The following is a 25,820-nucleotide window of genomic DNA, read 5'->3' as shown; positions in this document are numbered from 1 at the left end:
CCATAGCAGATGTAGCTGTGACCCGTGATCCAGCCGATGTCGGCCGTGCACCAGTACACGTCGTCGGCGCGCAGGTCGAACGTCCACTTCATCGTGACGGCGGCCCACAGCAGATAGCCCGCCGTGCTGTGCTGCACGCCCTTGGGCGTGCCGGTCGAACCGGACGTGTACAGAACGAACAGCGGATGTTCGGCACCGACCCATTCGGGTTCGCAGGTGTCGGGCTGGGTCGCTTCGAGTTCGTGCAGCCAGCAATCGCGCGGTTCGTCCCACAGGATCGAGCCGCCCGTGCGCCGATAGACGATCACGGTATGGATCGCGTCGGTGCCTGCCATGTTCAGCGCTTCGTCGACGACGGATTTCAAGGGCAGATTCTTGCCGCCGCGCATCTGCTCGTCGGCGGTAATGACGGCGACGGCGCCGACGTCGACCATGCGTTCGTGCAGCGACTTCGCCGAGAAGCCGCCGAACACGACCGAATGAAGCGCACCAATGCGCGCGCAGGCCTGCATCGCGACGACACCTTCGATCGACATCGGCAGATAGATCATCACGCGGTCTCCACACGCGATGCCGCGCGCGCGCAGCCCATTCGCCAGGCGGCACACGCGCGCATGCAGTTGCCGGTACGTGATGGTCGTCACGGTGCCGTCGTCGGCCTCGAAAATGATCGCGGTCTTGTTGGCGTTGCCGTCGTGCAGATGGCGGTCCAGGCAGTTGTACGACGCGTTCAGCAGACCGTCGTCGAACCACTTGAAGAACGGTGCGTTCGATTCGTCGAGCACCTTCGTGAAGGGCCGGTGCCAGCTCAGATGCTCGCGCGCGAGCCGTGCCCAGAAGCCGCTCCGGTCGGTGCGGGCTTCGTTGACGAGCGCTTCGTAGGCGGCCATGCCGTCGATGGCGGTGTCTTTAAGAAGCGGCGGGGCGGCCGTTTCCGGCGTTTGATCGTTGATGGCGACAGTGGACATAGTCTTCTCGCTGACGTGAATGAGTGAACTCGGACAGGTACACCGCGACTGCCGATATCCGACGATCGGCGGCGCGGTGGCGTGCATGACTCGAACAGTGCTTCGGATGTCGCAACCAGTGTGTTGCGCAAAGCAAGGGGCACGATTGACTCAGATCAATCGCGGGTGCGTGACGCGAATTTGTGCGTCTGCGAAGGAGCACGAATCGTGTCGTCCGATGGTCCGACGAGGGTCAGCCGATTCCTACGAGCGGTCTCCACGGACTACCCGCGTTTCCGCCGTCGCTGATTTAGATAACGAGCACGGTTGCCAATAATAGATTCGACGGCACGCCGTTTCCACGGCGTCAGAGTCGGCGAAATCGAGGAGGCGGTCATGAAAGACACCATCATTCCCCTGCGGGCACTGGTCGAAAAATGGCTTGCGCCCACCGGCGCGACCCCCGCGCATGTGGTGCGCACCGGCCGCATGGCGATCACTCGCGCGCGTTACGTCAGGCTTGAAGGCGCGATTTCTTCGCGGCCCCTGACGATAGTGTTTTTCCGGCACGGCAATGGTTCGTGGGACGTGTTTCCGCCCGTTGAACGCCTGCCGGCGATGAGCGCGGGGTGTGTTTAAGCGCTGAGCCGTCTCACAGCGGCACCGCTGGCTACGGGAGCGGCATCGCGTCGTGAGATGCTTGGGCACATCAAGAAAATGACCTTTATTCCCCGTCCTTCGTCGCGGTTGACGCAGGTCAATGACTCCGCTTCACGGAGGAACACGATAGGCCTGCGGCGAACGACGCTGTCCACGGACGGTGCCGCGCTCGGTGTCCGGACAATACTCGGAGCGGGAGGGGGAGGATGGGCATCGGGATGCAGATTGTCTATCTCGGCTTCGCTGGCACCGCGCAGCTCGAAGCAGAGGCGGGTGTGCAGCTGGTGCGTCTTGCGCGGTTCGGGGCGCTCGTGTCGAACTGCCATCTGGCGGTTGAGGCGTTGCGCCCGGATCGCGCCAGTCCGCATTTCGACGTGCGTCTCGATTTGGCCACTCCCGCGCACGAACTCAGGTCCATCGCGCATTGCGTCGGCGACAACGCCGAGGCGGCGATCCGCGGCGCGTTCGATCTCGCGGAACAAGAACTCGAAGCGATCGCAGCGCGAGCGCGCAACCACTGACCGACGATGGCTCGACGCACGATGTTTCACGCGCCATGCGCTTGACGACGGACGGTGCTGGATCACGAACTGCTGCAAAGGCGAGCGAAGCCGTCGGTGCACTGGACCTGGCTTGACGTGGATCAACGACACAATTGGGCCATTTGATGGTCTGCTTATATGAAGGAGAGCGCAATGAGCAATCTGACGCATTTTGATCCGTTTTCGACGGATCCTGTTTCGGAGCTGTTCCAGGGATTTTTCCGGCCGATGCGCTCGATGCTGACGACACAGGACACCGAACTCGCATCGATGAAGATCGACGTGACGGAAAACGACGGTGCATATTCGGTGAAAGCCGCACTGCCGGGCGTCGACAAGAAGGATATCGACGTTCAGATCGACGGGCGCGTCGTTTCGATCAACGCGAAGGTCGAGCGCAACAAGGAGGAAAAGGAGGGCGAACACGTGATCCGTCGCGAGCGTTACTCCGGCACGTTCAGCCGCTCGTTCTCGCTCGGCGGCGAGGTCGACGAGGCCAATGCGAAAGCCGAATACAAGGACGGTGTGCTGTCGATGAGCCTACCGAAAAAAGCCTCGAGCGAGCACAAGCGCCTGACGGTCAACTAGAAGCCAGCAACCAAGCCTGGACGACGAAGTACGGCGCGCCGTCACTGGCGCGCCTTTTGTTTTGCCGATCAAGAGCCCCAATCCGCGAGAAAGCTGAACTCCGTGCCGAGTGGGCCAACGGTCTGCGCGAGAATCGGCAGTTCGTCTTCGTTCAACCTGAGCGCGTCGGCAAGCTGGCGGTGATTGATCCAGCCGCGCACCACGTTGCCGAGCCCAGCGGACGCGCAATACAGCGCGACGTTTTGCGCCATCGCGCCGGCCGCGACGCCGGAAAAGATATCGCGTTGCTGCAACGGCATCTGCAGCAGACGCGACGTGTTGACCACATACACGAGGTCGAGCGGTGCGTCGCCGACGAAGTCCTGATAGCCGGTCAAATTGCGCGCGTCGCTCGCATGCTTGAGCACGAGCCGGTGCGACGCCGGGTCATAGCGATAAACGCCGTTGGGCAGCACCGCGTAGAGCTCGATTTCGTGGGGCGATGCGTTCCCTCGCATGCCGATGCATCGTCTCGAACATACCGGCGCGTACGCGGCTGCCGTTTGACTTCAGTCAACGCGTCGTGACACGGCTTGCGCGACGTCCGGCGCATCGCCCGTTACCCACAGGCCGGTCAAGAGCGCGTGACCGGAGCAATTGGCCGGTGCGGAGCAGCGGCGCGTTCACGGACCCTATCGATAACGTGTGTGTCATTCGACGATCGCGGACCAGATGTCCTCGGCCGTTTCGTGAAAAACGGACAGCTCTGTGCCCTCAGCGCAGATCGCGATAGTCGTGGGACATCAGCATGAGCGCCGCCACTGCCGGCTTGACGCAAATCAACAACGGTCTGGCATCACGCAGCGATCATGGGGTTCTATTCGAACCGAAGGCTAATCATGAGCGGCCGGATCTTTGTGATAGGCGCATCACACGGCGGAATCGACGCGTTGCAACAACTGGTGAGACAGTTACCCGCCAGCTTCCCGGCGCCAGTGTTCATCGTCCAGCACATCGGCGCCGCTAGCCCGAGCATGCTGCCGGTCATTCTGGGCAAGGCAGCACGCCTGCCGGTGACCCAGCCGCACAATCTCGAAATCTTTGAGAAGGGGCGCATTTATGTCGCTCCTCCCGATCACCATATGCTTGTCCGGCAAGGCTATCTTCGCCTGTCGCAAGGACCACGGGAAAATCACTGCCGCCCGGCGATCGACCCGCTGTTTCGGTCCGCCTCCAACGTGTATGGGCCGGCCGTCGTCGGCGTGGTGTTGACCGGACATCTCGACGATGGCACGGCCGGATTGATGGCCATCAAGGATCGGGGTGGAATCGCGGTCGTGCAGGAGCCATCGGAGGCGCTTGCGCCGTCGATGCCGCGAAGCGGGCTCGCACATGTCTGCATCGATCACTGCTGCAAGCTCGGGGAGATGGGAGAGCTGTTCGTGAGTCTCGCCAACGACGATCCGGACACGCCCGTGTCGGGCGACTATGACGAGCTCATCCGGATCGAGACTCGCATCGCGGAGGGCATCCTCGACACCGCGGACTGGGCGCTCTTCGAGCGCATGAGCGCGCCGTCCGGCCTGAACTGTCCTGAGTGCACGAGCGCGCTATTCGAACTGCGCGATCGACGGATGATGCGGTTCAGGTGCCGTGCGGGCCACGCATTTTCCGCGCTTTGTCTTCTTGGCGAACAGCAGCGATCGCGCGACAACCATCTGGCCGCGCTGTTCGGTTTGCTCAACGAAGAGGCCGCGCTCGCACGACACCTGCTGAACGCTCCGTTGGCGCAACGCATTGACACCGACGTAGCGCTGCACGAAAGAATCGGCGGAGCGGAACGGGAAGCCACGCAGGTGTGGCAATGGCTTTGCGCATCTGAGCGCGGCGCTTCTCCGCCTGACGGCCAACCCGGGTCCGCGTCGGCACGCTAACGCAAGACCGTCCAGAGCGCTGCTCAACGCACGGTCGCTTGATTTCGGTCAACGCCTGCAAGCCGAATCGGACCAAACATTGTCCCGTCTTGCCCCAACTCGCCACTCGATATGGAGATCACCATGCAAGCCTCGGACATCATGACGACCCAGGTCGTTTCAATTGCACCGGACAGCTCGGTCTATGACGCGGCCAAGCTGCTTGCCGACAACAGGATCAGCGGCCTGCCGGTCGTCGATGACGCGGGCAGCGTGATTGGCATCGTCAGCGAGGGCGATCTGCTCCGGCGTGTCGAAATGGGCACCGAAACGCCGCGTCGGTCATGGCTCGCGGAGTCCCTCGCGCCCACGCGTCAGCTTGCGGTCGAGTATCTGAAAGAGCGTTCGATTCAGGTGAGCGACGTGATGAGCGCGCCCGCTGTCACAGTCGAAGAATCCGCGCCGCTTACCGAGGTCGCCGCATTGCTCGGGCGCAAGCACATCAAGCGGCTACCGGTGTTACGCAAAGGCAAGCTCGTCGGCATCGTCAGCAGGGCCAGTCTGGTGCGCGCGCTAGCGAGCTGTGCGCCCCCGCAGCTCGATGCACAACCGTCGGACGAGCAGATCCGCGGCGCGATTACGAAAGAACTCGATGGGCACCGCTGGGCGATCGCAGCCGACAACCTGATAGTCATGGAAGGGGTCGCTCATTGCTGGGGAGTGGTGCGATCCGAGGAAGAGCGTCAGGCGATCCTCGCCGCCGCAGCCCGCGCGCCAGGCGTGAAAGCCGTGAAGGATCATCTGGAGTATCCCGACGCCTTTGCGCCGATGTGACAGGGGCGGTGCAAAAAACCGTTGCGGGCCGTATCTCGAGCCGATGCGCCGCATGCGTGTGTCGGCAAGAGCGCCCGGATCTTCTGACGCTGGAGCGTCGCTGGCGCGCCGATCGCCGGGACGGACAGGGCGGCCGAGACAGAAGTCCGTCGTCGCACGCAGGCAGCCGACGTATGAGCTGCTGCTGTCGGCGATGGCGGGCTGGCCCGCTCAACCGATCGGCTCGCGACGCTGCAAGCGGGCGCCGCGGCCCATGCCGCGCAACGGATAATCGGCCAGGGCTTGCGCTTGTAGCTCACCGGACGGACTGTTTTGGAGGGAGGGGGCCATCATCCGCGCGGACCTGCCGCGTACCGGGCCGAGCGTCGTGTTACGCCGCGGGCCGCGCACCCGCAGCGCAGGCGCGTTGACGCGCAGCTTCGCTGCAGCAGGGTGCCACGGTAGCTGCAGCTGATCGTCGCAAAGCAGGCGACCTGGTTCCGACTGGTGATCGGCAGCGTGGCGGAGCAGATTATGCGCTTCGCGCGGTGTCCAGTGTTGCTGATTCGCGAAGAGGACAAGCACGAAACCGTCGCCGGATAGTTTGGCAGGGCGGGCGCGCAACAGCAGTTAGCGCCACGCGCACGACGATCACGTTGCGCCTTTCCGGGGCCAGCCGTGATCTTTTCGGGTTCGGGAAGCGCGTTGACGGCGTTGGTCAGGCCGGACCAGGCGCATCGAGCAGGAAGGCCGGCGCATTTAGTCCGATCAATTGGAGCGTCATGCTTCGGCGAGCTTGCAGGAAAGGAGCACAGCAGTGGAAAGGTTTCGGATCAGATTTCGACGACGAACTCGCGCACCGTTGATCTGCGTCAGAATCCTTACGCTGCCGCAGGACGAACCTGTGTCATGACAACGTGAGCCACGTTGCGTCGAAGACTATGCACCCCGAAGAGACTCGTGATGAAAACCGACAGCCAACTGAAGCGTGAAGTCGAGGACGAACTCGATTGGGATCCAGCCGTCACTGCGACAGATATCGGTGTCGAAGTGACAAACCGTGTCGTGACGCTTTCCGGTCATCCACCGAGCTTCGCAGAGAAACTCGCGGCCGAGAAAGCCGCGCAACGCGTCGAGTCCGCGCGATTCTGCACTGGAGCGTCGTCGTGCCTGACGATTCGGTAAAGGTCCAGGTGGAAAAGGGCTGGGTCACGTTGACTGGGTCGGTGGATTGGGCCTATCAGCGCCAGATCGTCGCGCGTGCGGTTGGTCATATGCGTGGCCTGCGCGGCATGACCAACGCTATCGAAGTGCGCGGCTCGGCCGTGTCCGAGGACATCGTCGGCAAGATCGCCGCAGCGATGCAGCGTCACGCGCAGCGCGAAGTCAAGCACATCGGCATCCACGTCAAGGATGGTACGGTCACGCTGACCGGCAAAGTTGGATCGTGCGCGGAACGCGCGGTCGCGCGTGGTGTGGCATGGAGCGCGCCCGGCGTGCGCGCGGTCGTCGACGATCTGGTTGTCGAATGACCTGCGGCCAGTCGCGGCGCGCTCGCGTGATCAGGATTCGCTCGTCAAAACTCAAGGAGTCTTCGATGACCCTATCGGCAAACGTGCAGCAAGGCACTTGGTCCGTGAGCGTCCAGACGGATGCGGCGCACGACGGCGGCTTCCAATCGACCATCCATGTACGGCATGCGTCGCCGGACGGCGACTTCGAACATAGCTTCCACCACGCGAAAATCTTCGCCAGTGAGCGCGAAGCGGTGCTCGAAGGGCTGCGCGAAGGCATGACCTGGATCGCGTTGAAGACCACGCGGACGATCGCCGTGTAGCGCATGGGTCGACGGCCAGACCGGTGCGCCGCGCGCCGCGCAAAGCGTTTATGCACATCAACCGCAAACGCGGTTCACGAGTGATGGGGGTACGGTTCGCGCTGAATTTCTTCCTCGTCCGTGCGCTGTTCATCCTGTCCGGCTTTGCAGTGATTTCCTTCCCGATGAGATTGCCAAAATGAAATACAAAGACTATTACGCGATCCTGGGCGTGGAGCGCACGGCGGCTCAGGACGACATCAAGCGCGCGTATCGTAAGCTCGCGCGCAAATACCACCCGGACATCAGCAAGCATGCCGACGCGGAGGATCGTTTCAAGGAGCTGGGCGAGGCCTATGAGGTGCTGAAGGATCCGGAAAAGCGCGCAGCCTACGATCGGATGGGCACGGGCTGGCGCGCCGGGCAGGACTTCCAGCCGCCGCCGAACTGGGACGAAGGTTTCGAATTCAGCGGCGCGGGTGAGCAAGCCGGCACCGATGCAGGCCTCAACGATTTCTTCGAAGCATTGTTTCGGGGTGAACGAACCGCGCATGCGCGGCCCTCTCATACGATGAGCCAGGATCACCACGCCAGGGTGGCCATCGATATCGAAGACGCCTATCGGGGAGCACAGCGCTCCATCCTCTTGCAATTGCCTACCGTCGATGCGCATGGCCATGTATCGTTGCAGTCACGTACGTTGAACGTTTCCATTCCGAAGGGCGTGCGGGCGGGGCAGCACCTGCGGCTCGTAGGCCAGGGAGGGACCGGCGCGGGAGGCGGCCCGGCGGGCGATCTCTATTTGGAAATTGCGTTTCGCGAGCATCCGCACTTTCGTGTCGATGGCTCCGACGTCCTTCTCGACTTGCCGGTTGCACCCTGGGAAGCGGCGCTTGGCGGGCAGGTAACGGTGCCGACACCCGATGGCAAGGTCGACATGACGGTACCAATGGGCTCCGCCGGTGGCAGGCGATTGCGGCTCAAGGGTAAGGGAATTCCTGGCGAGCCCCCCGGGGACCTGTACGTGATCTTGAACATCGTGTTGCCGCCGGCCGACAGCGAGCGAGCCAAAGCTGCCTACGACACGATGCGGCAAGCGTTTGACTTTGACCCGCGTGTGCGACTTTATGGGTAGCTCATGATGAAGAACTCCGGGATCACCTATCTGGCAGGACAGATCATCGATGAAGACGTTGAATTCACGCTCATCGACATGAGTCGGATAACTGGCGCATCGGCAGCAGAAATCAGCCTTTGGGTTGCTGAAGGCGTTTTCGAGCCGAAAGGCGCCGGCCCACGGGATTGGCGGTTCAGCGGCGCTTCGCTGTGTCGTGCGCGAACGGCTTTCCGGCTGGCTCGAGATCTTCAGATCAACGCTCCGGGCATCGCGCTCGCGCTCGATCTGCTCGACGAAATCAAGGCGCTGAAGACAAACCCTAAACATTCGACAGGCGATTGAACTGGGCCTGTCAGTCAGCGCTGTCCGCAATCTGCCTCGATGCGCGCTGCGCTGATATCGGGAATGCTCGCGAGTTTCTCGATTCGCGTTGATCACGTCGCGGATGCTGTCCGACGCGAATTGTTCTGTCGTCGTGTGAGCATGCGACGCGCCACAATTGCGTCCCTAAGCCATGCAGAGACTCTGTTCGAACACGACGTCCGTCAATTTCTTCCACTGCGGGCTTCAATGGTGTCGAGCGGCAACGAGACCGTGATCGCAAAGCCCTGATCCGGCGCCGTGCGGATCTGCAGGTCACCGCGAAGGGCCCACGCGCGCTCGCGGATTCCCAGCAGGCCGAACGAGTCCGCTGCGGGCCGTTGGTCCGGCGCGCTGCCGCAGCCGTTGTCTGCAATGTGAACGACGCAATGCGGTTCCTTGCGCAGGATTTCAAGCACCACTTCGGTCGCTCGCGCATGCCGGGCGACGTTCGTCAGTGCTTCCTGAACGATCCGGAACACGGCTGTGGCGCTGTCGTCGTTGAAAGCGATGTTGTCGGCAATGCGACGCGAGACGCGCACGCCATGCCGCTCCGAAAACCGGTTGACGAGCCATTCGAGGGCTGGGATCAGGCCCAGATCGTCGAGCATCGCCGGCCGCAGATCGGTGGCGATGCGCCTTACTGACACGACCAGCTGATCGATGAGTCTATAGACGTTGGCGAGGTCGGCCGCGCCTGCCGGGCTATCGCTACGCGTGATCGACGCATCGAGCCTCGCGCACGCAATCTTCAGCGCGACGAGCTGCTGGCCGAAATCGTCATGCAATTCGCGCGCGATCCGGGCTTTTTCGTCCTCGCGCGCCTGCTGGATGCCTGCCGACAGTCGCTGGAGCTCTTCGCGGGAGGCACGCAGGGCATCCTCGGCGAGCCTGCGTTCCGTGACATCGATGATCCAGCCCAGCATGCGATAGGGTTGCCCGAACTGATTCCACAACGCCTGCCCGCGCGCATGGACCCAGCAGTATTCACCGGACTTTGTCCGCATGCGATATTCGACGTCGTAGGGGCGCATCTGTTCGAGATGCGCGGCGAGGCAGGTGTTGACGCGTCCGCGGTCGGCAGGATGAATGGCGTCGAGAACCGTCCCGGAATCGTCGGGAAACTCATCTGGCTCATAGCCGAGGATTCTCTTGAAATAGGGGGAAAGCCAGGTTGCACCGGATTGCGGGTCCCAGTCCCACAACCCCGCGCTTGCACCGCTGACGGCCAACTGAAAGCGCTCTTCGCTTTCCTCCAGCGCATGCGCGATGCGATGGCGCTCGATCGCGTAGCGGATCGCGCGGCTCAGTGCCGACGGGTCGATGTCACGCTTGGCCAGATAGTCCTGCGCGCCGTACTGGATTGCCAGAAGGCCAACCGACTTGTCGGCGAGGCCGGTGAATACCAGCACGGGCAACTCCGGCACCCGATCGCGAAAGGTCCTGAACGTGGAGATTCCGTGCGCGTCGGGCAAACCCAGATCGAGAAGTACGATGTCGAAGCGAATGGCCACACAGCGAGAAATGGCGTCCGCAAGACGTTCCACATGCACGAGGTCGTGCTGGAAATCGTCCACATCGGCAAGCGCCTCCCCGATCAAAAGGGCATCGGTCGGACTATCTTCGACAAGGAGAATTCGCAGATGCTGGGGCGTGTTCATGGCTTGGCCGGCGGCAATGTCACGACGCTGAACCAGAAGTCGTTGATTCGGCGCAGGACATCGACGAACATCGTAAAGTCGACTGGCTTGGTGACGTAGCAATTGGCATGTAATCCGTACGTTTTTGCAACGTCTTCCTCCGATCTCGACGTGGTGAGCACGATGACGGGAATACTCATCAGATCGGGATCGGCGTTCAGTTCCTCAAGGACTTCCCGGCCGCTCTTTTTCGGCAGATTGAGATCGAGAATGATCAGGCCGGGACGGGGCGCGTCGTGATGCCGACCGCTGCGGTGCAGGAAATCCATGGCTTCGGCGCCGTCCTGCACGACGTGCAACGGATTGAGCACCTCCTGGTCCTCGAGCGCTTCGCGCGTCATCAACACGTCGGTAGGACTGTCTTCGACCAGAAGGATGTGTACGGGATTGCTCGTAACCTGTGACTGCATTGGCGTCTCCTCGGGCGGACATTACGTTCGAGCGCCGCCATCCAACTTCGCATTCAGCGTGAAAAAGAAGGTCGATCCGCCGTCTGGCCCGGATTCCACCCAGATGCGGCCGCCATGCTGTTCGACGATACGCTTGCATAGCGCGAGGCCGATTCCCGTGCCGGGGTATTCGGCACGCGAATGCAGGCGCTGGAAAATCATGAAAATGCGTTCGAAGTATTGCGACTCGATACCGATTCCGTTGTCCTTGACCGAGACGATCCATTCGTCTCCTTCACGGCGGGCGCCGATGTCGATCCGTACCGGTTGATCGAGTCGCCGGAATTTGATCGCGTTGCCGATGAGGTTCTGGAACAGCAGAGCGAGTTGCGTCGGAATGCCCATGACCACGGGGAGCGCATCGCGATTGATCTGCGCGTGAGATTCCTGCAGCACGACGCTCAGACTTTTGAGCGCCTGGTCGAGAGCCGTTGTGCAGTTGACCAGTTCCTGGGTGGCGCCTGACCTTCCGACGCGCGAGTACGCAAGCAGATCCTCGATGAGCTTCTGCATGCGCGTCGCACCATCTACCGCATGTGCGATGAATTCGTCCGCGCGGGCATCCAGTTGCCCGTGATAGCGGCGCTGTAGCAGCTGAAGAGGCCCGGCGACGGCGCGCAACGGCTCCTGAAGGTCGTGCGACGCGACGTAGGCGAATTGCTCGAGATCATGGTTGGAACGCGCGAGTTCTTCGGTACGCCTGATAAGTTGCTGCTCGGCGCGCTTGCGTTCCGTAATATCGACGATCGCGGCCAGCACAAAGACTTCCTCCGGGGTCGTGACCGGATTGAGTCCGATCTCCACAAGGACTTCGGAGCCGTCCTTTCTGAGCGCGAAAAGATCGCGTCCGGTGCCCATCGGCCTGCTGCTGAGGTTGCCGTAGAACATGCGGCGATACTGAGGATGCGCCGAACGAAAACGCTCGGGCACGAGCATATCGACGCTATGGCCGACCAGTTCGTCTCGCAGATAACCAAACATCTTCTCCGCCTGCGCGTTGACGAGCACAATCCGGCCGTCCCGGTCCGCCATCACCATCGCGTTGGGGGCCGCTTCGACGACCTGGCGGAATAGCTCGTGCGTGGGGCTGTTCAATTGCTTGGACGATTCCATTCGATCTCCGGCTGTGCGAAGAGTACCGCCGACGAGCAACAAAGCTCATTCACTTTATAGCATCTATTACCCGCCTGGACGGGCAGGGAATGCAATTCTTGCGCCCGAATCGCAACATTGAATTAACCGTTCAGGTAGTACTGGTAAATCGCCGATCAGCTTGCACGAAAGCACCGGCTCGTTGACGTGATCCGGTTGACGTGCGTCAACGGGGCCCGGAGCGAGACGTCTAAATTGCTTCATATCGCGACACACTTTATGTGCGCCCAGCGCTCTTTGCGCGGAAGGGGGTTTGTTGCGACGAGCCGCAAAAAGATGGGGGAGCACTGCCATGGCGAAGAAACTTGAACGACGTGACAAGCGCCGGCTTGCCGGTTGTGATTCGAACTGCGAGGCCGAGTCGGCGTGTAGCGGCAGGAACAGGCGCTGTCATCGTATCAACGCCCGCTCGCGCAACGCGTCGCTCGCGCGGAGCGGCGCCGCGCTCACGGATGTGCCCCGCGTCGAAGTCGTGTTCTACAAGGAGATCCTCGACCACCGCGGCTTTCCACATCACTGCGAGGTCATGCGCGTCTGCTATGACGGCGCCGCGCAGGAGGCTGCGATTTCCGGCGCCATTCATCGTTTCGAAAGACTGCAACGCGTGACGACGTGGAAGGTCGCGGCCGACGGCTATGAAGTCGTTACACACTGACACGTTGCGGTTTGCCGGAATGGACTTCTGCGGTCTTGATCTCGCGTGCGGTTCGAAATCAGGCAGCGGTCAGCGGCATCGGAACAGTCCTGCTCTAATCTCTGATGTGCCGGCACACCGCGTCGAGTTGTGTAGCGTGGGTCATCACGATGGCTCGTTGCGCGTCGTTCCGCCTTGCGCGATTGACCCACATCAATGAGCCATGCGCGGGACCGCCTACAGTGAGCCTGAATGGATGCAGCGATGCGACCGACAGCTGCATGACATAGCTTCCGATTGTCGGAGATCGATACGGTCGCGTTGGAGAATCGCATGAACTGGCTTGCAGAGTTTTTTTCGCAGAAAACAGCATCGTTGGCTCTGTCGATGTGGGCCTACCCGCCACTGATTCTCGGACCGGAAGGGCCGGCCCCTCAGCAGATACACACTCTTCCGTATCCCGGCGCGACGCTCGTGTTCACGCCAGGTGAGCGGGTCGAACGGAGCGGTCTCGAGTACGAGATTCCCGCGCGGTTCGATTTGGGCCGCGCCTCCGGAGCGCGTGGGATCGACCTCGACCGCCCGTTCCAGACGTCGCAGTTCTTTCGCTCCGTGACGATCTTCGCGCCATCTCGCTACAACCGCGATTTTCTGATCACGGTGAACGATGAGTTCGCTTTCGTGCCGGTCTTCTCGTCGGATGGCGCCCCAGGGTTCTCGGGCACGTGCTTCGAATGCGGCGGCGAATCGGCGAGGCAGGCGCAAATGCAGCTGCCGTGGACTTTCCAGGGCTATATCAGCATCTAGTAAGAGCCCTGCTGCAGCCGGGACGTCGCGCCGCGCAGGCGCGCGCCCACGGCGCGGCAAATGGTCGGGGCAAGGAGCACAACATGGATCAAGCTGTCGCGCAGGTGATCTGGTTCGAGGACTTGCGACGCGAGGACGTCGCAAGCGTTGGAGGCAAGAACGCGTCGCTTGGGGAACTATTGTCCCAGCTGGACGGGCATGGCGTTCGGGTTCCGCCGGGATTCGCGACCACGGCGCAGGCCTATTGGCGCTTTATCGACGCCAATCGTCTGCGTGAGCAAATTTCGGCGCGTCTCGAGGACCTTGCGCAAGGGCGCCTCACGCTCGCCGAAGCCGGGGAGGCGATCCGCGCGGCCATCGTGCATGGCGACTGGCCGACCGAACTCGCGCAAGCCGTCTGTGCCGCATATCGAACGCTCGGAGAGCGCAGCGGCGGCGCTGACGCTGACGTCGCGGTACGTTCGAGCGCCACAGCCGAGGATCTTCCCGACGCGAGCTTTGCCGGCCAGCAGGAAACTTTTCTCAACGTGCGCGGCGAGCGGGCGCTGCTCGATGCCTGCCGGCGCTGCTACGCGTCGCTGTTTACCGACCGGGCCATCGCGTATCGAACGGCGAAGGGCTTCGACCATTTGCAGGTTGCACTGTCGATCGGCGTGCAACGGATGGTGCGCTCGGATCTCGGCGGCGCGGGCGTGATGTTTACGATCGACACAGAGACCGGGTTCGACAAGATTGTGCTGATCAATGCGGCCTGGGGCCTTGGCGAGAACGTCGTGCAGGGCGCGGTCGATCCGGACGAGTACGAGGTGTTCAAGCCGCTGCTGGCTGAACGCGGGTATTCACCGATCGTCGGCAAAAAGCGCGGGGAGAAGGCCCGCAAGATGATCTACGCGAAAAACGGACCTCATCCGACGAAGAACGTGCCGACCTCCAAAGCCGAGCGCGCCGCATTCGTGCTTGACGATGCCGAGATCCTGTCCCTGTCGCGCTCGGCCTGCGCGATCGAGGCTCACTACGGGCGGCCGATGGACATCGAATGGGCGAAAGACGGCGCGACCGGTGAGATGTTCATCGTGCAGGCGCGTCCCGAAACGGTGCAGTCGCGCCGGGAAGCGAGTTCGGTCAGGAACTACCGGCTGTGCGACGCGGGGCGCCGTCTTTTGCGCGGCGTCAGCGTGGGTGAAGCGATCGCGGCCGGCGCGGTTTGCGTGATCGAGCATCCGAGCGACATGCACCGTTTCGTCGACGGCGCGGTTCTCGTGACGCCCACCACCGACCCCGACTGGGTGCCGGTGATGCGTCGCGCCGCCGCGATCATCACGGACCACGGCGGGCGCACTTCGCACGCGGCCATCGTGAGCCGGGAACTGGGGCTGCCCGCGATCGTCGGTACCGGCAACGCCACGCATCTGCTGCACGACGAACAGGAAGTGACGGTGTCGTGCGCGGAAGGCGACGAAGGTTTCGTATACGAGGGCACGGCCGCGTTCGACGTGGAGGAGATCGATTTCCGATCGATCCCGCAAACGCGCACCCACGTGATGCTCAATCTGGCCAATCCCGCGGCCGCCTTCCGTTGGTGGCGCTTGCCGGCTGACGGCGTCGGTCTCGTGCGCATGGAGTTCGTCGTAAGCAACGACATCAAGATTCATCCGATGGCGCTCGTGCGATTTGATGAGCTCGCGGACGCGACCGCGAAGCAGCGCATCGAGGAACTGACGGCAGGGTACCCGGACAAGGCGGAGTATTTCGTGGATCGGCTTGCGCGTGGACTCGGCCGCATTGCCGCGGTCCAGTACCCGCGGCCGGCGATCATACGCATGAGCGACTTCAAGACCAACGAATACGCGCATCTGATCGGCGGCCAGGCGTTCGAGCCGCACGAGGAAAATCCGATGCTGGGGTTCCGTGGCGCTTCGCGCTATTACTCGCCGCGCTATCGCGAAGGTTTTGCATTGGAGTGCAGGGCGATCCGGCGGCTGCGTGAAGAAATGGGGCTGCGTAACGTCGTGGTGATGATTCCGTTCTGTCGCACGGTTTGCGAAGCCGATCAGGTGCTCGAAGTCATGGCGCAGAATGGCTTGCGGCGCGGGCAGGACGGACTGCAGGTATACGTGATGTGCGAGGTTCCGTCGAACGTGATTCTTGCGCGCCAATTCGCGCAGCGTTTCGACGGCTTTTCGATCGGCAGCAACGATCTCACGCAATTGACGCTCGGTGTCGATCGTGACTCGGCGGAGCTGGCGCCACTGTTCGACGAGCAGGACGAAGCCGTCGAATGGATGATCCGTCGGGTGATCGACGACGCGCATCGTGCAGGCGCGAAGGTTGGTCTGTGCGGTCAGGCGCCGAGCGATCACCCGGAATTCGCGGTGTTTCTCGTCGACTGTGCGATCGATTCGATGTCGGTGAGCCCGGACAGCTTCATTGCGGTCAAGCGCGCAGTGGCAAGTGCGGAAGCTCGCGTGGCTTCGCCGGCGGCGACGGCCTGAACGGGTTGAAGACGCCCCGGCGCGACCGGAGATGCCAGATGCCCGAGATCCTCACTCTGACACTGAACCCAGCGGTCGACGTCGCGACCTCGGTCGATAGAATCGTCGACACGCGCAAGCTTCGTTGCAGCGCGGCGCGGCGAGATCCTGGCGGCGGTGGGATCAACGTCGCGCGCGTGATACATCGGCTAGGTGGCGACTGCGAGGCGCTCTATATGGCGGGCGGTCCGCCTGGCCTGACGCTGAGCGCGATGATCGAAGCGGAAGGGGTGCACGCCACTTGTATCGGCATCGCCGGCGAGACCCGTGAAAGCTTCTGCGTCCGGGAGACCTCGTCCGGGCGCGAGTTCCGCTTCGTGTTACCCGGGCCCGTGCTCGCCGAGGCGGAATGGCAGGCCTGCCTGCGGCACATCGGTGAGCTCGCCGTCGTGCCACGCTACCTCGTACTCAGCGGCAGCGTGCAGCCGGGCGTCCCCGACGACATCTACGCTCGCGTCGCAAGGATTGCACGGGAACACGACACCCGCGTCGTGCTCGACACCTCCGGGGCGCCGCTTGCCGCGGCGCTGGCGGCTGGGGTTTTTCTGGTCAAACCGAGCCTGTCGGAACTTTGCACGTTGGCAGGCCGCGAGCTCGAAGACGATGGGCAGCGGCTCGCCGCCGCAAGGAAGGTCGTGCGTGACGGCGGCGCGGCGATCGTCGCGCTCACGCTCGGCGAACACGGGGCACTCGTCGTCACTGCGGATCGTGCGCTGCGCGTGCCTGGAGTTGCGGTACCGGTTTCGAGTTCGATCGGCGCGGGAGATAGCTTCCTCGCCGCAATGGTTTGGTCACTCAATCGCGGCATGACGTTTGACGAAACCTTGCGCTATGCGGTGGCGGCCGCTTCGGCGTCGTTGCTCACTGAGGGAACCCGCCTGTGCGAGCGGGAGCAGATAGAGCGGATTTACCGCGAGCTCGAGCTCGCGGGTGCAGATATCGTCTCCTTGGCTTGACGCCCGATTCCCGCGGACGAACGACGGACGCTTGGACCGCGATTCGTTTGACGCGAATCGATCAGACTGCGTGGCGACTCCCGGGTTTCCAGTTGGCTCTGCAGGATCTTTGGCGGTCATTGCGCAAAGCAGGGCAACTTCTAGAACACCAGGCCGAACAGTCTTTTCACCAGATCTTCCAACGACATCATCGTCAGGGCCAACGGCACGATCGGCACAAGTACCGCGGCTGCGAGGCGAAGGATGGCTTCCTTGGTAATGGGAGCGATACGCATGGTTCGGACCACGTCGAAACTGTTGGCGAGGTCCGCAAGCGATTGAATGTCACCGCTGCCCACCAACGCCTCACCGCCAGACGAGCCGCCCCGCAGCCACTTGGCGTCGAATTCACGCACGTACTGTTCGGCCAGAGCGCCGTATTCACTCAGGCCTGTTCGCTTCGCCTGGGCCAGTTGAGGCGCGAACACCAGTAAGGGACCAAAGACCAGACACAACAGGAAGAGAACCATCGATGCAGTCTCGACCTTGAATTCCGTGAGGGCGGCCCCGGCGAAGAAAATGCGGTTCGCGAACTGGGCCGCAAGCATCGCGCCGTGCGCGGCCAGGAGGGCCATGAACGCATAGACGGTGTTGGCGAGAAATCCCAGACCGCCGACGCGATCAGGATGAGTGGGAACAAGGCTCAGTTCGATGCGCGACACCTGCCAGAGAAACCGTGCCCAGATAAAGATCCGGAAATACCAGCGGATCAACAGGAACTGAAACAGTGGGACGCTCACAAAGGCATACCAGAATCCAGCGAGCGAAAACGTCAAGCCATTGGCAGTGGGTACTGCGTACCACGTCGACGTCGTTTGCAATGCGATGTATTGGCGCCACACCACAAGGACACCCACACCGTACACAAGAGCGATCAGCATCAGCTCGGCGGCCACTGAATTGCGCAGACGGAATGCCGACCTGACAGCTTCATCGAACCGCGCAACGGACGCTTCCGGAATGATCTTGCGTTCGAGGAAGGCCTGCGCGATCGGGCGCAGCCGCCGATGCACAACCAGCTCGGCGATGATCAAAAGGGGCACCGCCACGAGGAAGCGGATGTGAACTTCCAGGTCCAGCAGGAACGGTAGCGCCACACGGTTGCCTAGCAAATGCCCGCCCACAGCAGCGAGCACCAGTAGCGGCAGCCAGGCCAACAGCGAGATGACGAGAACCCGCTGGCGCACCAACGCCAGCGCATCGTCGGCCATGTGCGTGCGGCGCAAAAGCTGATAGAGCGGGCCGCCCAGAACCAGTGAGAAACTCTGCGTGTCCTGCAGGATTTCCTCGGCGGTCGGCGCATTACGTTCCGTTCTTTCAGGCCCAAGATGCAGGTAGCGATTCATGATTTGGCGCCTCATCCACGTTGTCGCGTACTCTCTCTCGACTTGGGATTCATCGTAGAACCGCACGGCCCGCGCATATTGATCCAGGTCATGCTTGCATGTTCGCGGACCGGTGCTAGCTGGGCGCACTTAAATTCATTCCCGTCCGAGAGAGAGTTCGCGACAGCTTGTATGACCCAGATCAAATGACGACGGGATGCGTGGCGTACGGTAGGCGAAAGACCGCCGGAGCGCATGATGTACTCGATCAAACCTTTCTTCGTTGAGATTTTTCCCGAACGTGTAGATGGATGGACGGCGGAGGCGCGCTTTTCTCGTCAAGGCGACTACGCGAAACCAATCAAAGTGCCGAAGGTCCGTTTCTTTCTCCGGGCGGTCAAGCCAACCAAGGCAATGGCTGAAGGTGACGCCATTGAATGGGCGCGTCGCTATATAGCGTCGTCTGCCGAAGTTTTGGAAACGTCGCTAAAACGGGAGGAGATGCGCGGGAATCCGCGTCCTCGTTCATAGAGTTCATTGACATGGTCCGTGACCTGGTTCTCGAAATCTGACAGCGATAGGAAGTCCACGATCGGTTCCGAAGTGAGGAGGCGGACGGCCGGCTTTCATAGAAGCCTTTTGATGGAGGACGGCGCTACAGCACGATGCCTGTTGCTCGCGCACCGCCCCCGTTTGGGGCGCGCGACAGCCGGCCTAACGGCGACCGCTCAGCAACAAGACGAGGGCGAGCGGGGCGAGCAGCACGATCCAGAACAAAGGCGTGGCGGCGATCGATGCATACAATCCGCTCGCCGCCCCGACGTATCCAACGACGCCCGTCAGCACGAGGCCCGCTGCCATATAGTTGTAGACGCGCAGCACATATTGCGCGAGCCCCGGGTCGCTACTTTCGAGTCCGCGCTGCGCCGTTGCTGGCTGGTCGCTGCCGGTGAATCTGTGTGCCATGGTCGCTCCTGTTACTGCGATTGCGGGACGCGTTCAGCGTACCGGAGCGCCGTCTCGCGTGATCTGAACCGCAGTCGCCTCGACGTAGTCGACGTGTACGCTGTCGCCCGCTTCGAGCCCTTCGAGCAAACCGTCTGACGACGCCTGCAGCACAACGGTGCGCGTCGGTCCGCGCAACGTCAATTGACGCTTGCCGCGATCGATCTGCACGACGGTGACCACTGCCTCGACCCGGTGTAGGGCAAGGGACGCGCCGAGCGATGCGCCGGTCGTGAACCCCTTATCGACGCGCTCGCGGATGCCACTCGAGTTGGACTTGTCGGCCCGCAGCAATAGCGCGCGGTTGAACGTGACGGCGACGGTGTCGCCCAGCCGCAGTTTTTGCACGTCTCCGATACTCGGGTCGACCACCACGTCGACGGGTTCACCGTTGTCTTCGAGGAGTGTCATGCTGTTTCGTCCGGCATCTATCGCGAACACGACCGCGTTCGCATGTGTGACGCTGGTGCCCGAGAAAGGCTTGTCGGGGGCCGTCTGGGTTGTGCCTTCTTCCGCCGTTGCCGCGCGCGGAAGCGCTGCGGCGAATATAAGTCCTGCCGTGGCCGCCAGCAGTCCGCCTTGCCATCTGTGTTTCATCGTGTAACCTCCGCGCCGTGCAACTCAAATGCGTTTGTTCACGCCGCCACGTTCGAAGAATGTGGACGGCGCAATACGTCTGTTCACACGAGCGAGCAACTGCGGCGCGTATGCGAGTTCGGCCAACCTTGCGCGGACGCGAGGATGAACGCACGCGAGCGACACGACGACGAACGAGCCCGGCAGTGCGAGAAATCCTATTAGCAAGATCCGTTTAAGCATGCTGAGCCCCGTCTGCACTTCACGCACGGTTTCATCGTAGGGGCTCGCGCGCCAGTTCGGTTGATGCATGTCAACGGCGATACGGATCTGATGCGAACGCGTGCTGTGCGAGGCACCGCGCGGCAAGATGCACACCTGACGCAGGTCAATCCGAAAGGCGTTCGACCGTTGACGCACGCATTGCGCCACATCGCGGAGTCCGAGACTGGGCGCGCGAATCATGTCCAGAGCGAACGACGGTATTCGCGAACATGGCGTACCTCACGCAAACTGCGCGGATTCAGTTCGACATCAGAACCGGGACAGTCATCGATTGCAGCAGCGCGCGCGTAACACCGCCCCACACGGCTTCGTGCCAGCGCGCGTGACCGTATCCACCCATCACGATCAGGTCGCTGCCATGAGCCTGCGCGCACGACAGCAACTTGCTTCCCACGCGCTCTCCGGTGGCGCCTTCGAGTTCGAGCAAGTCGATGACCGCGTCGTGACGGGCGAGCGTACGTGCCATTTCCGTGCCCGGAATGCGCGCGCCAAGCGGCGCGTCCGCCGGTCCATGCACCGTCACGAGGATGTTCTGTCGCGCGCGGGAAATGAACGGCAGGGCGTCGTGGATGGCGCGGGTCGCCTCGCGGCTTCCATCCCATGCGATCAGGATGCGGTTGCCGACGCTCGGGAATACGCCCGTGTAGGGCACGAAGAGCACGGGTCGCCCTGCTGTCATCATCAGCTGTTCGCCAACGTGATCGTGGATGTATGTTTCGGAGGCGTTCGGGTTCGACTGGCCGGCGATGATAAGGTCAGCCAGACGCGCGTACCGTACGATGCTACGCATGTCGCTGGCGTCGCGGCATCGGAATTGGCCGGCGACCTCTGCGTGCCGGCACGCGGCGTCGAATAGATCACGCAAAGCCGCTCGCTGTTGATCGCTCTGCCGCATTACTTCCGCGTACATGCTGGCCGCGCCCGGTATCGCGGACAATATGTGAGGATCCGGAATGGGGGTGGCGTCCAGCCCCACCAATAGCGCATCAAACTGCCGGGCGACGCGCAACGCGATTTCGAGGCGCTGCCGCGCTGCCTGACTATCGTCCAGATGGACCAGCAAGTTGCGGTAGTTCATCGCATTGACTCCATCGGCACGCAAAAGATGTCTTCGCGCATGACTGAATCCAGTCCGGGTAGGCGGGAGACCGCAGCGTTGACGCAAGTCAACCGGATTGGGGGCCTGCGGGCTGTACAGCACAAAGGGCTTTGACCGGCAGCAGGAGCGCCACTATCCGGCGGATCAGCGGCGCGCTATCCACTCATTGCCGCCCTTGACGTAACGCCGCTTGACTGCCGCCCATGCCACGCGATGCGCGATTTCTTCGTGACGCGCATCGGCCGCGTATTCCTCGTATGCAGCGTTAAATGCAGCCCGATAGATCTCCTGCGCGTGCTGCGGCAGATGATCCCGAACCGATTCGGGCAGATCGGCATTGCTGAAATAGGGCACTTCGTTCTCCGCTCGAAGAGTCGGCATGTGCGTCGCGTGCACGGCGGCAGATCACGCCCAATTGCAGATGACCGCTGGGATGAAAAAGCGTGACGCTCAAATAAGAGGATGAGCGCCTGCGAGGCGCAGGCGTTGACGTGTATCAATGATGGAGCATCGGGACGTCCGACTAAAGGGTCTAGTTCCGTTGAAACGACGTCGATTTTGGTTTTACGCCACCGGTTTCGAACCACGTTCCCCGGATTTCATTCAGATCCCGGTGGGCCGATATGTTCCGCATCTTGTGGAACCTGCCGTATTCGCTGAACGTTGAAGCCCATACCGGCGAGTCGGGCAATCAGATCGAGGTAAGTCTCGTCGCCCATCGTTGGACTGCGCGAGAGCACCCACACCATGTCGCTGTCGACCATGCAGCGAATCGTGTGGTGATACTCAGGATCCACATACGCGGTCACAACCCGGACTTCGAATGGCCAGATGAGTCCGACTCGCCACGTCGTATTCCCCGTTCCACCCGCAACCTTCGCCACGAAGTGGCTTCCTGTGACCGGCTGTTCGAATGAGTGTCGTCGGCCGCGATAGTCGTCTGTGATTTTTCCATCGGCACGCAACGTCCATTCGTCGTAGCTGCCGACATAGTCGTTGTCGCTGAGATATGGCGTTTCCGCAATGACGAACCACTTTCCCATGTAGCGTTGCAGATCGATCGGCGGACCCGCGACACAGGCTGTGGGTTGGCCGGGGGCCTGCGGCGAAGCTGCCGGGATGTGCGCGCAGCCGGTCAGGCAAGCGGCGATGGCCGTCAAGCACGCTATCGAATTTCGCATTGGCGCAGTGTATGTTGAGCGGTCGTCATCGAGACGCGATTTCGCGAGACCAGCGATGCAGCGACGGTTGATCGGAGCGTTTAGCGCATGTCGCCATTGCACTCGCGCTGACTGCTGGCTCCGTTGATCTGCATCAATTCGCGCGCATCTCGATTGCGCAGGGCGATTCCGGCTCGGAACGAAGCTTTTAACGATCACGCGCGCTACGATAACTGCCCGACCGAGACGTCCCCGCAAGCGAGTCACTTACCAGTCTTGACCTGGATCAATTGACATGTCCCCGTCCGGCAGTCTGATAGACGCGTGGCACATTAGCCTGACTGACGCGTAGGCGGGCAGGTGCATCGTAGCCGGCGCCTGTGACAGGGGGACACTCCGTTCGGCAGAAGAGCACACGCGTGGTCGCCGTGATATTTGCTAGCACGGAGCAGTCAGGGCAACTACTATTGCGATTGTGGATTCGCCACGGTTCACGTGACCACGCGCAATGTGAGACTCTTGTAAGAGGTGAATTATGGGATTGCTTGCCAGTCTGTTCCATCCCATGCGAGCACGAGCTGCACATGTCGAAAGCGCGCGCGTGGCCGAGATGATCGATCGCGTCATTGCGATGAACCCGCGCCTGCGGCTGGCACGACATTACAGGGAACGGCTCGAGAAAGCCGTTTCCGTCTCGCTGACCTACATCGACGATCTGATAGGCTCGCTGCCCGCGCCCCACGAAGCCAATGCGGCCGCCTGGTCGACCGATCCATTGATTCGCGTTTTCTTCGCAACGCCCGATGATCTGGTGAAGGCCTTCAGCCGCTCCGAAGAACTGCGCACATATTTCGCCCGGAACTCTTTGCTGACAGAAGCCTACGCGACGCTTGGTATGGCGATGTTCGAACGCCACGTGCTGGGCGTTGCATCCGAGGGCGGCGAGGTGCGGCACGACGTCCCCCAAACCACGCTTTGCTTCAGTGACCATCGTGTCAGCGTCTGTGGCAAATCAGACGCCGACCTCCGCGAGGAGATTGCGCGCCGCCTGGTGGATCAACTGGCGCTGGAGGGGCTCGCCAGACTGGCCGCTGATCGTCACGCGCTTGTAGCAAAAGGCAGAGAGCTTATCGAGGCGCGCGTCGCGCTACTGGAACGCCGCGGCGTGGGCATGCGCTCGGTGGTCGGGGGCAGTCAGGACGCTGATTCGGAAGAACTGGTGCGGCTCGAGAACCACATCGCTGAGAACACCCGAAAACTGGCTGCCCTCCGCGTCCCGACCGAACTTATTGACCTTCAACTGGACCGGGTTTGCGAGGTATTTTCGACTCCTGCCGAGCATATCTATGTCGAGAAGCGTCGCCTGCGTCTGGATTTGATGAATGTGATCCGCAACGACGATACCGAGGCCAGCCGCGAAATTGAGCTACGCCTTGCGCGCATTCCGGGCGATCCACCCCGCATGCGCGCATTCATACTCGTACGTTTCGCTCGTGACGAACTATTGCCCGCGGGGTTGCATGTCGACGCAGCAACGCGCGCGATGTGACGCTTCGGACCTTGGCGTATGCGTGCCGTCGCCCGTTCAAACAATGGAATCCGAGCACGATGCAGTGTGCCGTATTATCTCCGTTGCAGACTTCGACAACTTTCGACGGGCGATCGTTAGCACGATTGTGGATTTACCCGCAATGGACTCGAACGCGCCGCTCGACGGCACGAAGATCGGCTGGACCTCGAACCTTCTGTCGAACGGTAGCGAGGCGTTCAGCGTAACGCGCAGTTAGAGGTTCGAACATCCGCACGATCCGATAAGCCGATTCGGTATCGGGGGTTGGGTATTGCGAACTGAAACGGGGGCTTCATCTATTCTCCGGTTTACCTTCCCCGTACCGGTAACTGAATCACGTCAACATGGCCGGGTAAGGCTCCTGCCAGTTCACTTTCTGTGTAACTGAAATACAGGACCGATTGCCGGCTCGCATCGAGTATCCGGAATACGTGAAGGACCCTGAAAATCGGGTCCACGGATTCGTCGAATACCTGCGCCTGTTTGGGGACACGGTTCGAGGCCGTCAGCTTGCCCACTTGATGACAGGAAACTTCCGCATCAGGTGCCCGCGTCGGCTGAGATGTGCCACCCAGAGCATTTTCGTCGTGTGATTTGGAGACATAACAGGTGATGCCCCTCAAGAACGGATCGTCATACGCGGAGATTTCTATTTGCCCACCATAGCGGTGGGAATGCGTCGCGATTCTCGCCAATTGCTCGCCGGGAGCCGGATCGGGTAGCGAAATGGCCAGCGCGGCTGCCATACTCGAATAAAGGACGAGGCAACGTGTCATCACACATCTCCTTGATTCGCTGGACGGTATCGAGGAACCGTTCGGACGGTCGTATGGGTTGTTTCGGACAGACTATGGCCTCGTAAGTGCGAAGGCTTGACGCATGTCAACAGATGGCGGAAAGGGAGACACCGTGCGGGATCAGATCAGCGCGCCATCGCAACCGCGTGAAGCTTTTGCACGCCTGTAAAGGCGTGCAAAAACGCGCCTGGCTGGTCGAATAGCCGTGTTCAATCCTTAGGGGGTGGGCCGCGCTCAGCGACGGGGGGAAGGCTGACTGAGCGCCGCCACCTCAGCTTGCGTTGCTCCATTAGCATCTTCCAGTCAAGTTTCATCAGGATGTACACAAAACCTAGCAAGGCCAACTGGGAGATGACAAAGTAGCCGCTGAGATATCCGCCTTCGAAGTCGGACTCCGAATCGATAAATGTGGAAGCGAACCGCCCAAGGTGAGCCCAGACGGAATAACTGATCGTACGACCCGCGAAGAATGCGGCACCGATGACGCGCAGGGGCAATCCCGACAGTCCATATGCGATGAACAGGAAGTTTGAAGGCAACGGTCCCAGCGCATATAAAAAGAACACGCCCACGGTGAGCTTCCTGCGCTTCCTGAGCCATTCTTCAACAACAGCAATGTTTTCCCGGTCGGACTCGCGCATCAGCCGCCCGCGCATCAAGGACCTTGAAAACCTGGCCAGCACCAGCCGGCCAATGGTTGCGGCGCTGGCGGCTACGACGGCAAATACGAACGGATTGCCCTCGGAGATATTGAAGCCGACCCAGGACATGGCCATCCACGTAGGCGGCGCAAACGCAGGCGCGAGATTGAGCAGCAGCACGACAACGAACAGCGTTGCCAACGTCGACATGTCAGGGCCTCTTGACCGATTGACCACCTTTTCGAACTTGCCGTGCGACGGGAGGCGCGAATCGACACGGTTCGACCGGCGAACGGCAAGTATCGGATTGGCGGGGAAACGTCCGGTTTGACGCAAGTCAAGCAAATGTAAAAGATGGA

General features: G+C 61.6%; 27 protein-coding genes and 3 pseudogenes. 16 read left to right on the top strand and 14 right to left on the bottom strand.

From position 1 onward, the window contains the following. A partial coding sequence (locus tag AB3X89_RS02655; protein WP_368581668.1) for an AMP-binding protein occupies positions 1-968 on the bottom strand: 968 nt, incomplete at its 3' end. A 375-nt stretch (positions 969-1,343) separates the two neighbouring features. On the opposite strand from AB3X89_RS02655, the gene AB3X89_RS02650 reads away from it, so the two are divergent. The 3 genes from AB3X89_RS02650 to AB3X89_RS02640 all read left to right on the top strand — a co-directional run bounded on the left by AB3X89_RS02650 (position 1,344) and on the right by AB3X89_RS02640 (position 2,737). Then, complete coding sequence (locus AB3X89_RS02650; protein WP_368581667.1) at positions 1,344-1,586, top strand: hypothetical protein; 243 nt, start codon at positions 1,344-1,346, stop codon at positions 1,584-1,586. A gap of 227 nt (positions 1,587-1,813) precedes the next feature. Then, complete coding sequence (locus AB3X89_RS02645) at positions 1,814-2,128, top strand: hypothetical protein (protein WP_368581666.1); 315 nt, start codon at positions 1,814-1,816, stop codon at positions 2,126-2,128. A 174-nt stretch (positions 2,129-2,302) separates the two neighbouring features. Next, on the top strand, positions 2,303-2,737 hold the full coding sequence (locus AB3X89_RS02640) for an Hsp20/alpha crystallin family protein (RefSeq protein ID WP_368581665.1): 435 nt from the start codon (positions 2,303-2,305) through the stop codon (positions 2,735-2,737). A gap of 68 nt (positions 2,738-2,805) precedes the next feature. Here the strand turns inward: AB3X89_RS02640 and AB3X89_RS02635 are convergent. Next, positions 2,806-3,210, bottom strand: a pseudogene (locus tag AB3X89_RS02635) (nitroreductase family protein); the annotation flags it as partial. A gap of 405 nt (positions 3,211-3,615) precedes the next feature. On the opposite strand from AB3X89_RS02635, the gene AB3X89_RS02630 reads away from it, so the two are divergent. Then, positions 3,616-4,650: a chemotaxis protein CheB gene (locus tag AB3X89_RS02630; RefSeq protein WP_368581664.1), complete on the top strand. Its 1,035-nt coding sequence runs from the start codon at positions 3,616-3,618 to the stop codon at positions 4,648-4,650. Between the two features lie 123 nt (positions 4,651-4,773). After that, positions 4,774-5,463: a CBS domain-containing protein gene (locus AB3X89_RS02625; RefSeq protein WP_368581663.1), complete on the top strand. Its 690-nt coding sequence runs from the start codon at positions 4,774-4,776 to the stop codon at positions 5,461-5,463. A gap of 210 nt (positions 5,464-5,673) precedes the next feature. On the opposite strand, the gene AB3X89_RS02620 is transcribed toward AB3X89_RS02625, so the two are convergent. Further along, positions 5,674-6,027, bottom strand: a complete 354-nt coding sequence (locus tag AB3X89_RS02620) for a hypothetical protein (RefSeq protein ID WP_368581662.1) — start codon at positions 6,025-6,027, stop codon at positions 5,674-5,676. A 378-nt stretch (positions 6,028-6,405) separates the two neighbouring features. Here AB3X89_RS02620 and AB3X89_RS02615 point away from each other — a divergent pair. From AB3X89_RS02615 to AB3X89_RS02595, 5 genes and pseudogenes are all read left to right on the top strand, one after another. Then, positions 6,406-6,974 (top strand): annotated as a pseudogene (locus tag AB3X89_RS02615) (BON domain-containing protein). Between the two features lie 65 nt (positions 6,975-7,039). Further along, positions 7,040-7,279, top strand: coding sequence for a hypothetical protein (locus AB3X89_RS02610; protein WP_368581661.1), 240 nt, complete (start codon positions 7,040-7,042; stop codon positions 7,277-7,279). 50 nt (positions 7,280-7,329) lie between these two features. Beyond that, positions 7,330-7,461, top strand: a complete 132-nt coding sequence (locus tag AB3X89_RS02605) for a hypothetical protein (RefSeq protein WP_368581660.1) — start codon at positions 7,330-7,332, stop codon at positions 7,459-7,461. Then, positions 7,458-8,393: a DnaJ C-terminal domain-containing protein gene (locus AB3X89_RS02600; RefSeq protein ID WP_368581659.1), complete on the top strand. Its 936-nt coding sequence runs from the start codon at positions 7,458-7,460 to the stop codon at positions 8,391-8,393. The genes AB3X89_RS02605 and AB3X89_RS02600 overlap by 4 nt, the downstream gene beginning before the upstream one ends. A gap of 3 nt (positions 8,394-8,396) precedes the next feature. Continuing rightward, complete coding sequence (locus AB3X89_RS02595) at positions 8,397-8,717, top strand: chaperone modulator CbpM (RefSeq protein ID WP_368581658.1); 321 nt, start codon at positions 8,397-8,399, stop codon at positions 8,715-8,717. A 203-nt stretch (positions 8,718-8,920) separates the two neighbouring features. Here AB3X89_RS02595 and AB3X89_RS02590 read toward each other — a convergent pair whose 3' ends face one another. The 3 genes and pseudogenes from AB3X89_RS02590 to AB3X89_RS02580 all read right to left on the bottom strand — a co-directional run. After that, complete coding sequence (locus AB3X89_RS02590) at positions 8,921-10,396, bottom strand: PAS domain-containing protein (protein WP_368581657.1); 1,476 nt, start codon at positions 10,394-10,396, stop codon at positions 8,921-8,923. Beyond that, positions 10,393-10,845 (bottom strand): response regulator, encoded by a 453-nt coding sequence (locus tag AB3X89_RS02585; protein ID WP_368581656.1) that lies wholly within the window; start codon positions 10,843-10,845, stop codon positions 10,393-10,395. Before AB3X89_RS02585 ends, AB3X89_RS02590 begins: the two co-directional genes overlap by 4 nt. A gap of 21 nt (positions 10,846-10,866) precedes the next feature. Continuing rightward, positions 10,867-11,961: pseudogene (locus tag AB3X89_RS02580) on the bottom strand (PAS domain S-box protein); the annotation flags it as partial. 367 nt (positions 11,962-12,328) lie between these two features. On the opposite strand from AB3X89_RS02580, the gene AB3X89_RS02575 reads away from it, so the two are divergent. The 4 genes from AB3X89_RS02575 to AB3X89_RS02560 all read left to right on the top strand — a co-directional run bounded on the left by AB3X89_RS02575 (position 12,329) and on the right by AB3X89_RS02560 (position 16,964). Beyond that, entirely contained in the window at positions 12,329-12,691 is a 363-nt protein-coding gene (locus AB3X89_RS02575; protein WP_368581655.1) for a hypothetical protein, read from the top strand. 312 nt (positions 12,692-13,003) lie between these two features. Then, complete coding sequence (locus tag AB3X89_RS02570; protein WP_368581654.1) at positions 13,004-13,477, top strand: hypothetical protein; 474 nt, start codon at positions 13,004-13,006, stop codon at positions 13,475-13,477. 83 nt (positions 13,478-13,560) lie between these two features. Continuing rightward, positions 13,561-15,969, top strand: a complete 2,409-nt coding sequence (gene ppsA, locus AB3X89_RS02565) for a phosphoenolpyruvate synthase (RefSeq protein ID WP_368581653.1) — start codon at positions 13,561-13,563, stop codon at positions 15,967-15,969. A 38-nt stretch (positions 15,970-16,007) separates the two neighbouring features. Continuing rightward, on the top strand, positions 16,008-16,964 hold the full coding sequence (locus tag AB3X89_RS02560) for a 1-phosphofructokinase family hexose kinase (RefSeq protein ID WP_368581652.1): 957 nt from the start codon (positions 16,008-16,010) through the stop codon (positions 16,962-16,964). A 140-nt stretch (positions 16,965-17,104) separates the two neighbouring features. Here AB3X89_RS02560 and AB3X89_RS02555 read toward each other — a convergent pair whose 3' ends face one another. Continuing rightward, on the bottom strand, positions 17,105-18,349 hold the full coding sequence (locus AB3X89_RS02555) for a hypothetical protein (RefSeq protein ID WP_368581651.1): 1,245 nt from the start codon (positions 18,347-18,349) through the stop codon (positions 17,105-17,107). 234 nt (positions 18,350-18,583) lie between these two features. Between AB3X89_RS02555 and AB3X89_RS02550 the strand changes: the two genes are divergently transcribed. Then, on the top strand, positions 18,584-18,859 hold the full coding sequence (locus AB3X89_RS02550; protein WP_368581650.1) for a hypothetical protein: 276 nt from the start codon (positions 18,584-18,586) through the stop codon (positions 18,857-18,859). A 183-nt stretch (positions 18,860-19,042) separates the two neighbouring features. On the opposite strand, the gene AB3X89_RS02545 is transcribed toward AB3X89_RS02550, so the two are convergent. The 5 genes from AB3X89_RS02545 to AB3X89_RS02525 form a co-directional block, all read right to left on the bottom strand. Continuing rightward, positions 19,043-19,294 (bottom strand): Bax inhibitor-1 family protein, encoded by a 252-nt coding sequence (locus AB3X89_RS02545; protein WP_368581649.1) that lies wholly within the window; start codon positions 19,292-19,294, stop codon positions 19,043-19,045. A gap of 33 nt (positions 19,295-19,327) precedes the next feature. Further along, positions 19,328-19,930: a hypothetical protein gene (locus AB3X89_RS02540; protein ID WP_368581648.1), complete on the bottom strand. Its 603-nt coding sequence runs from the start codon at positions 19,928-19,930 to the stop codon at positions 19,328-19,330. Between the two features lie 502 nt (positions 19,931-20,432). Further along, a complete protein-coding gene (locus tag AB3X89_RS02535; protein ID WP_368581700.1) occupies positions 20,433-21,272 on the bottom strand; it encodes a universal stress protein in 840 nt (279 codons plus the stop codon). Positions 21,273-21,437: 165 nt separating this feature from the next. Beyond that, the gene (locus AB3X89_RS02530; protein ID WP_368581647.1) at positions 21,438-21,674 is read right to left on the bottom strand and encodes a ChaB family protein; all 237 of its coding nucleotides are present in this window, start codon (positions 21,672-21,674) and stop codon (positions 21,438-21,440) included. A gap of 218 nt (positions 21,675-21,892) precedes the next feature. Next, positions 21,893-22,474 carry a lipocalin family protein gene (locus tag AB3X89_RS02525; protein ID WP_368581699.1) on the bottom strand — a complete coding sequence of 194 codons (582 nt, stop codon included), beginning with the start codon at positions 22,472-22,474 and terminating at the stop codon, positions 21,893-21,895. A gap of 589 nt (positions 22,475-23,063) precedes the next feature. On the opposite strand from AB3X89_RS02525, the gene AB3X89_RS02520 reads away from it, so the two are divergent. After that, entirely contained in the window at positions 23,064-24,002 is a 939-nt protein-coding gene (locus tag AB3X89_RS02520) for a hypothetical protein (protein ID WP_368581698.1), read from the top strand. 329 nt (positions 24,003-24,331) lie between these two features. On the opposite strand, the gene AB3X89_RS02515 is transcribed toward AB3X89_RS02520, so the two are convergent. After that, on the bottom strand, positions 24,332-24,799 hold the full coding sequence (locus AB3X89_RS02515) for a CreA family protein (protein WP_368581646.1): 468 nt from the start codon (positions 24,797-24,799) through the stop codon (positions 24,332-24,334). A gap of 230 nt (positions 24,800-25,029) precedes the next feature. Then, positions 25,030-25,671 (bottom strand): hypothetical protein, encoded by a 642-nt coding sequence (locus AB3X89_RS02510; protein WP_368581645.1) that lies wholly within the window; start codon positions 25,669-25,671, stop codon positions 25,030-25,032. Positions 25,672-25,820: the final 149 nt, after the last annotated feature.

This window comes from Paraburkholderia sp. BR14320 (genome assembly GCF_040948665.1).
In the GTDB taxonomy this organism is placed as follows: Bacteria; Pseudomonadota; Gammaproteobacteria; order Burkholderiales; family Burkholderiaceae; genus Paraburkholderia; species Paraburkholderia youngii.
This window is presented reverse-complemented; position numbering and strand designations above follow the sequence as displayed.

Coding starts and splice junctions, on each gene's coding strand:
- AB3X89_RS02630 (WP_368581664.1), top strand. CDS start 3,616: ATGAGCGGCCGGATCTTTGTGATAGGCGCATCACACGGCGGAATCGAC.
- AB3X89_RS02625 (WP_368581663.1), top strand. CDS start 4,774: ATGCAAGCCTCGGACATCATGACGACCCAGGTCGTTTCAATTGCACCG.
- AB3X89_RS02600 (WP_368581659.1), top strand. CDS start 7,458: ATGAAATACAAAGACTATTACGCGATCCTGGGCGTGGAGCGCACGGCG.
- AB3X89_RS02570 (WP_368581654.1), top strand. CDS start 13,004: ATGAACTGGCTTGCAGAGTTTTTTTCGCAGAAAACAGCATCGTTGGCT.
- AB3X89_RS02520 (WP_368581698.1), top strand. CDS start 23,064: ATGATCGATCGCGTCATTGCGATGAACCCGCGCCTGCGGCTGGCACGA.
- AB3X89_RS02525 (WP_368581699.1), bottom strand. CDS start 22,474: ATGCGAAATTCGATAGCGTGCTTGACGGCCATCGCCGCTTGCCTGACC.
- AB3X89_RS02545 (WP_368581649.1), bottom strand. CDS start 19,294: ATGGCACACAGATTCACCGGCAGCGACCAGCCAGCAACGGCGCAGCGC.
- AB3X89_RS02585 (WP_368581656.1), bottom strand. CDS start 10,845: ATGCAGTCACAGGTTACGAGCAATCCCGTACACATCCTTCTGGTCGAA.
- AB3X89_RS02510 (WP_368581645.1), bottom strand. CDS start 25,671: ATGTCGACGTTGGCAACGCTGTTCGTTGTCGTGCTGCTGCTCAATCTC.
- AB3X89_RS02550 (WP_368581650.1), top strand. CDS start 18,584: ATGATGTACTCGATCAAACCTTTCTTCGTTGAGATTTTTCCCGAACGT.
- AB3X89_RS02650 (WP_368581667.1), top strand. CDS start 1,344: ATGAAAGACACCATCATTCCCCTGCGGGCACTGGTCGAAAAATGGCTT.
- AB3X89_RS02555 (WP_368581651.1), bottom strand. CDS start 18,349: ATGAATCGCTACCTGCATCTTGGGCCTGAAAGAACGGAACGTAATGCG.
- AB3X89_RS02530 (WP_368581647.1), bottom strand. CDS start 21,674: ATGCCGACTCTTCGAGCGGAGAACGAAGTGCCCTATTTCAGCAATGCC.
- AB3X89_RS02540 (WP_368581648.1), bottom strand. CDS start 19,930: ATGAAACACAGATGGCAAGGCGGACTGCTGGCGGCCACGGCAGGACTT.
- AB3X89_RS02645 (WP_368581666.1), top strand. CDS start 1,814: ATGGGCATCGGGATGCAGATTGTCTATCTCGGCTTCGCTGGCACCGCG.
- ppsA (WP_368581653.1), top strand. CDS start 13,561: ATGGATCAAGCTGTCGCGCAGGTGATCTGGTTCGAGGACTTGCGACGC.
- AB3X89_RS02575 (WP_368581655.1), top strand. CDS start 12,329: ATGGCGAAGAAACTTGAACGACGTGACAAGCGCCGGCTTGCCGGTTGT.
- AB3X89_RS02605 (WP_368581660.1), top strand. CDS start 7,330: ATGCACATCAACCGCAAACGCGGTTCACGAGTGATGGGGGTACGGTTC.
- AB3X89_RS02590 (WP_368581657.1), bottom strand. CDS start 10,396: ATGAACACGCCCCAGCATCTGCGAATTCTCCTTGTCGAAGATAGTCCG.
- AB3X89_RS02560 (WP_368581652.1), top strand. CDS start 16,008: ATGCCCGAGATCCTCACTCTGACACTGAACCCAGCGGTCGACGTCGCG.
- AB3X89_RS02515 (WP_368581646.1), bottom strand. CDS start 24,799: ATGACACGTTGCCTCGTCCTTTATTCGAGTATGGCAGCCGCGCTGGCC.
- AB3X89_RS02595 (WP_368581658.1), top strand. CDS start 8,397: ATGATGAAGAACTCCGGGATCACCTATCTGGCAGGACAGATCATCGAT.
- AB3X89_RS02640 (WP_368581665.1), top strand. CDS start 2,303: ATGAGCAATCTGACGCATTTTGATCCGTTTTCGACGGATCCTGTTTCG.
- AB3X89_RS02610 (WP_368581661.1), top strand. CDS start 7,040: ATGACCCTATCGGCAAACGTGCAGCAAGGCACTTGGTCCGTGAGCGTC.
- AB3X89_RS02535 (WP_368581700.1), bottom strand. CDS start 21,272: ATGAACTACCGCAACTTGCTGGTCCATCTGGACGATAGTCAGGCAGCG.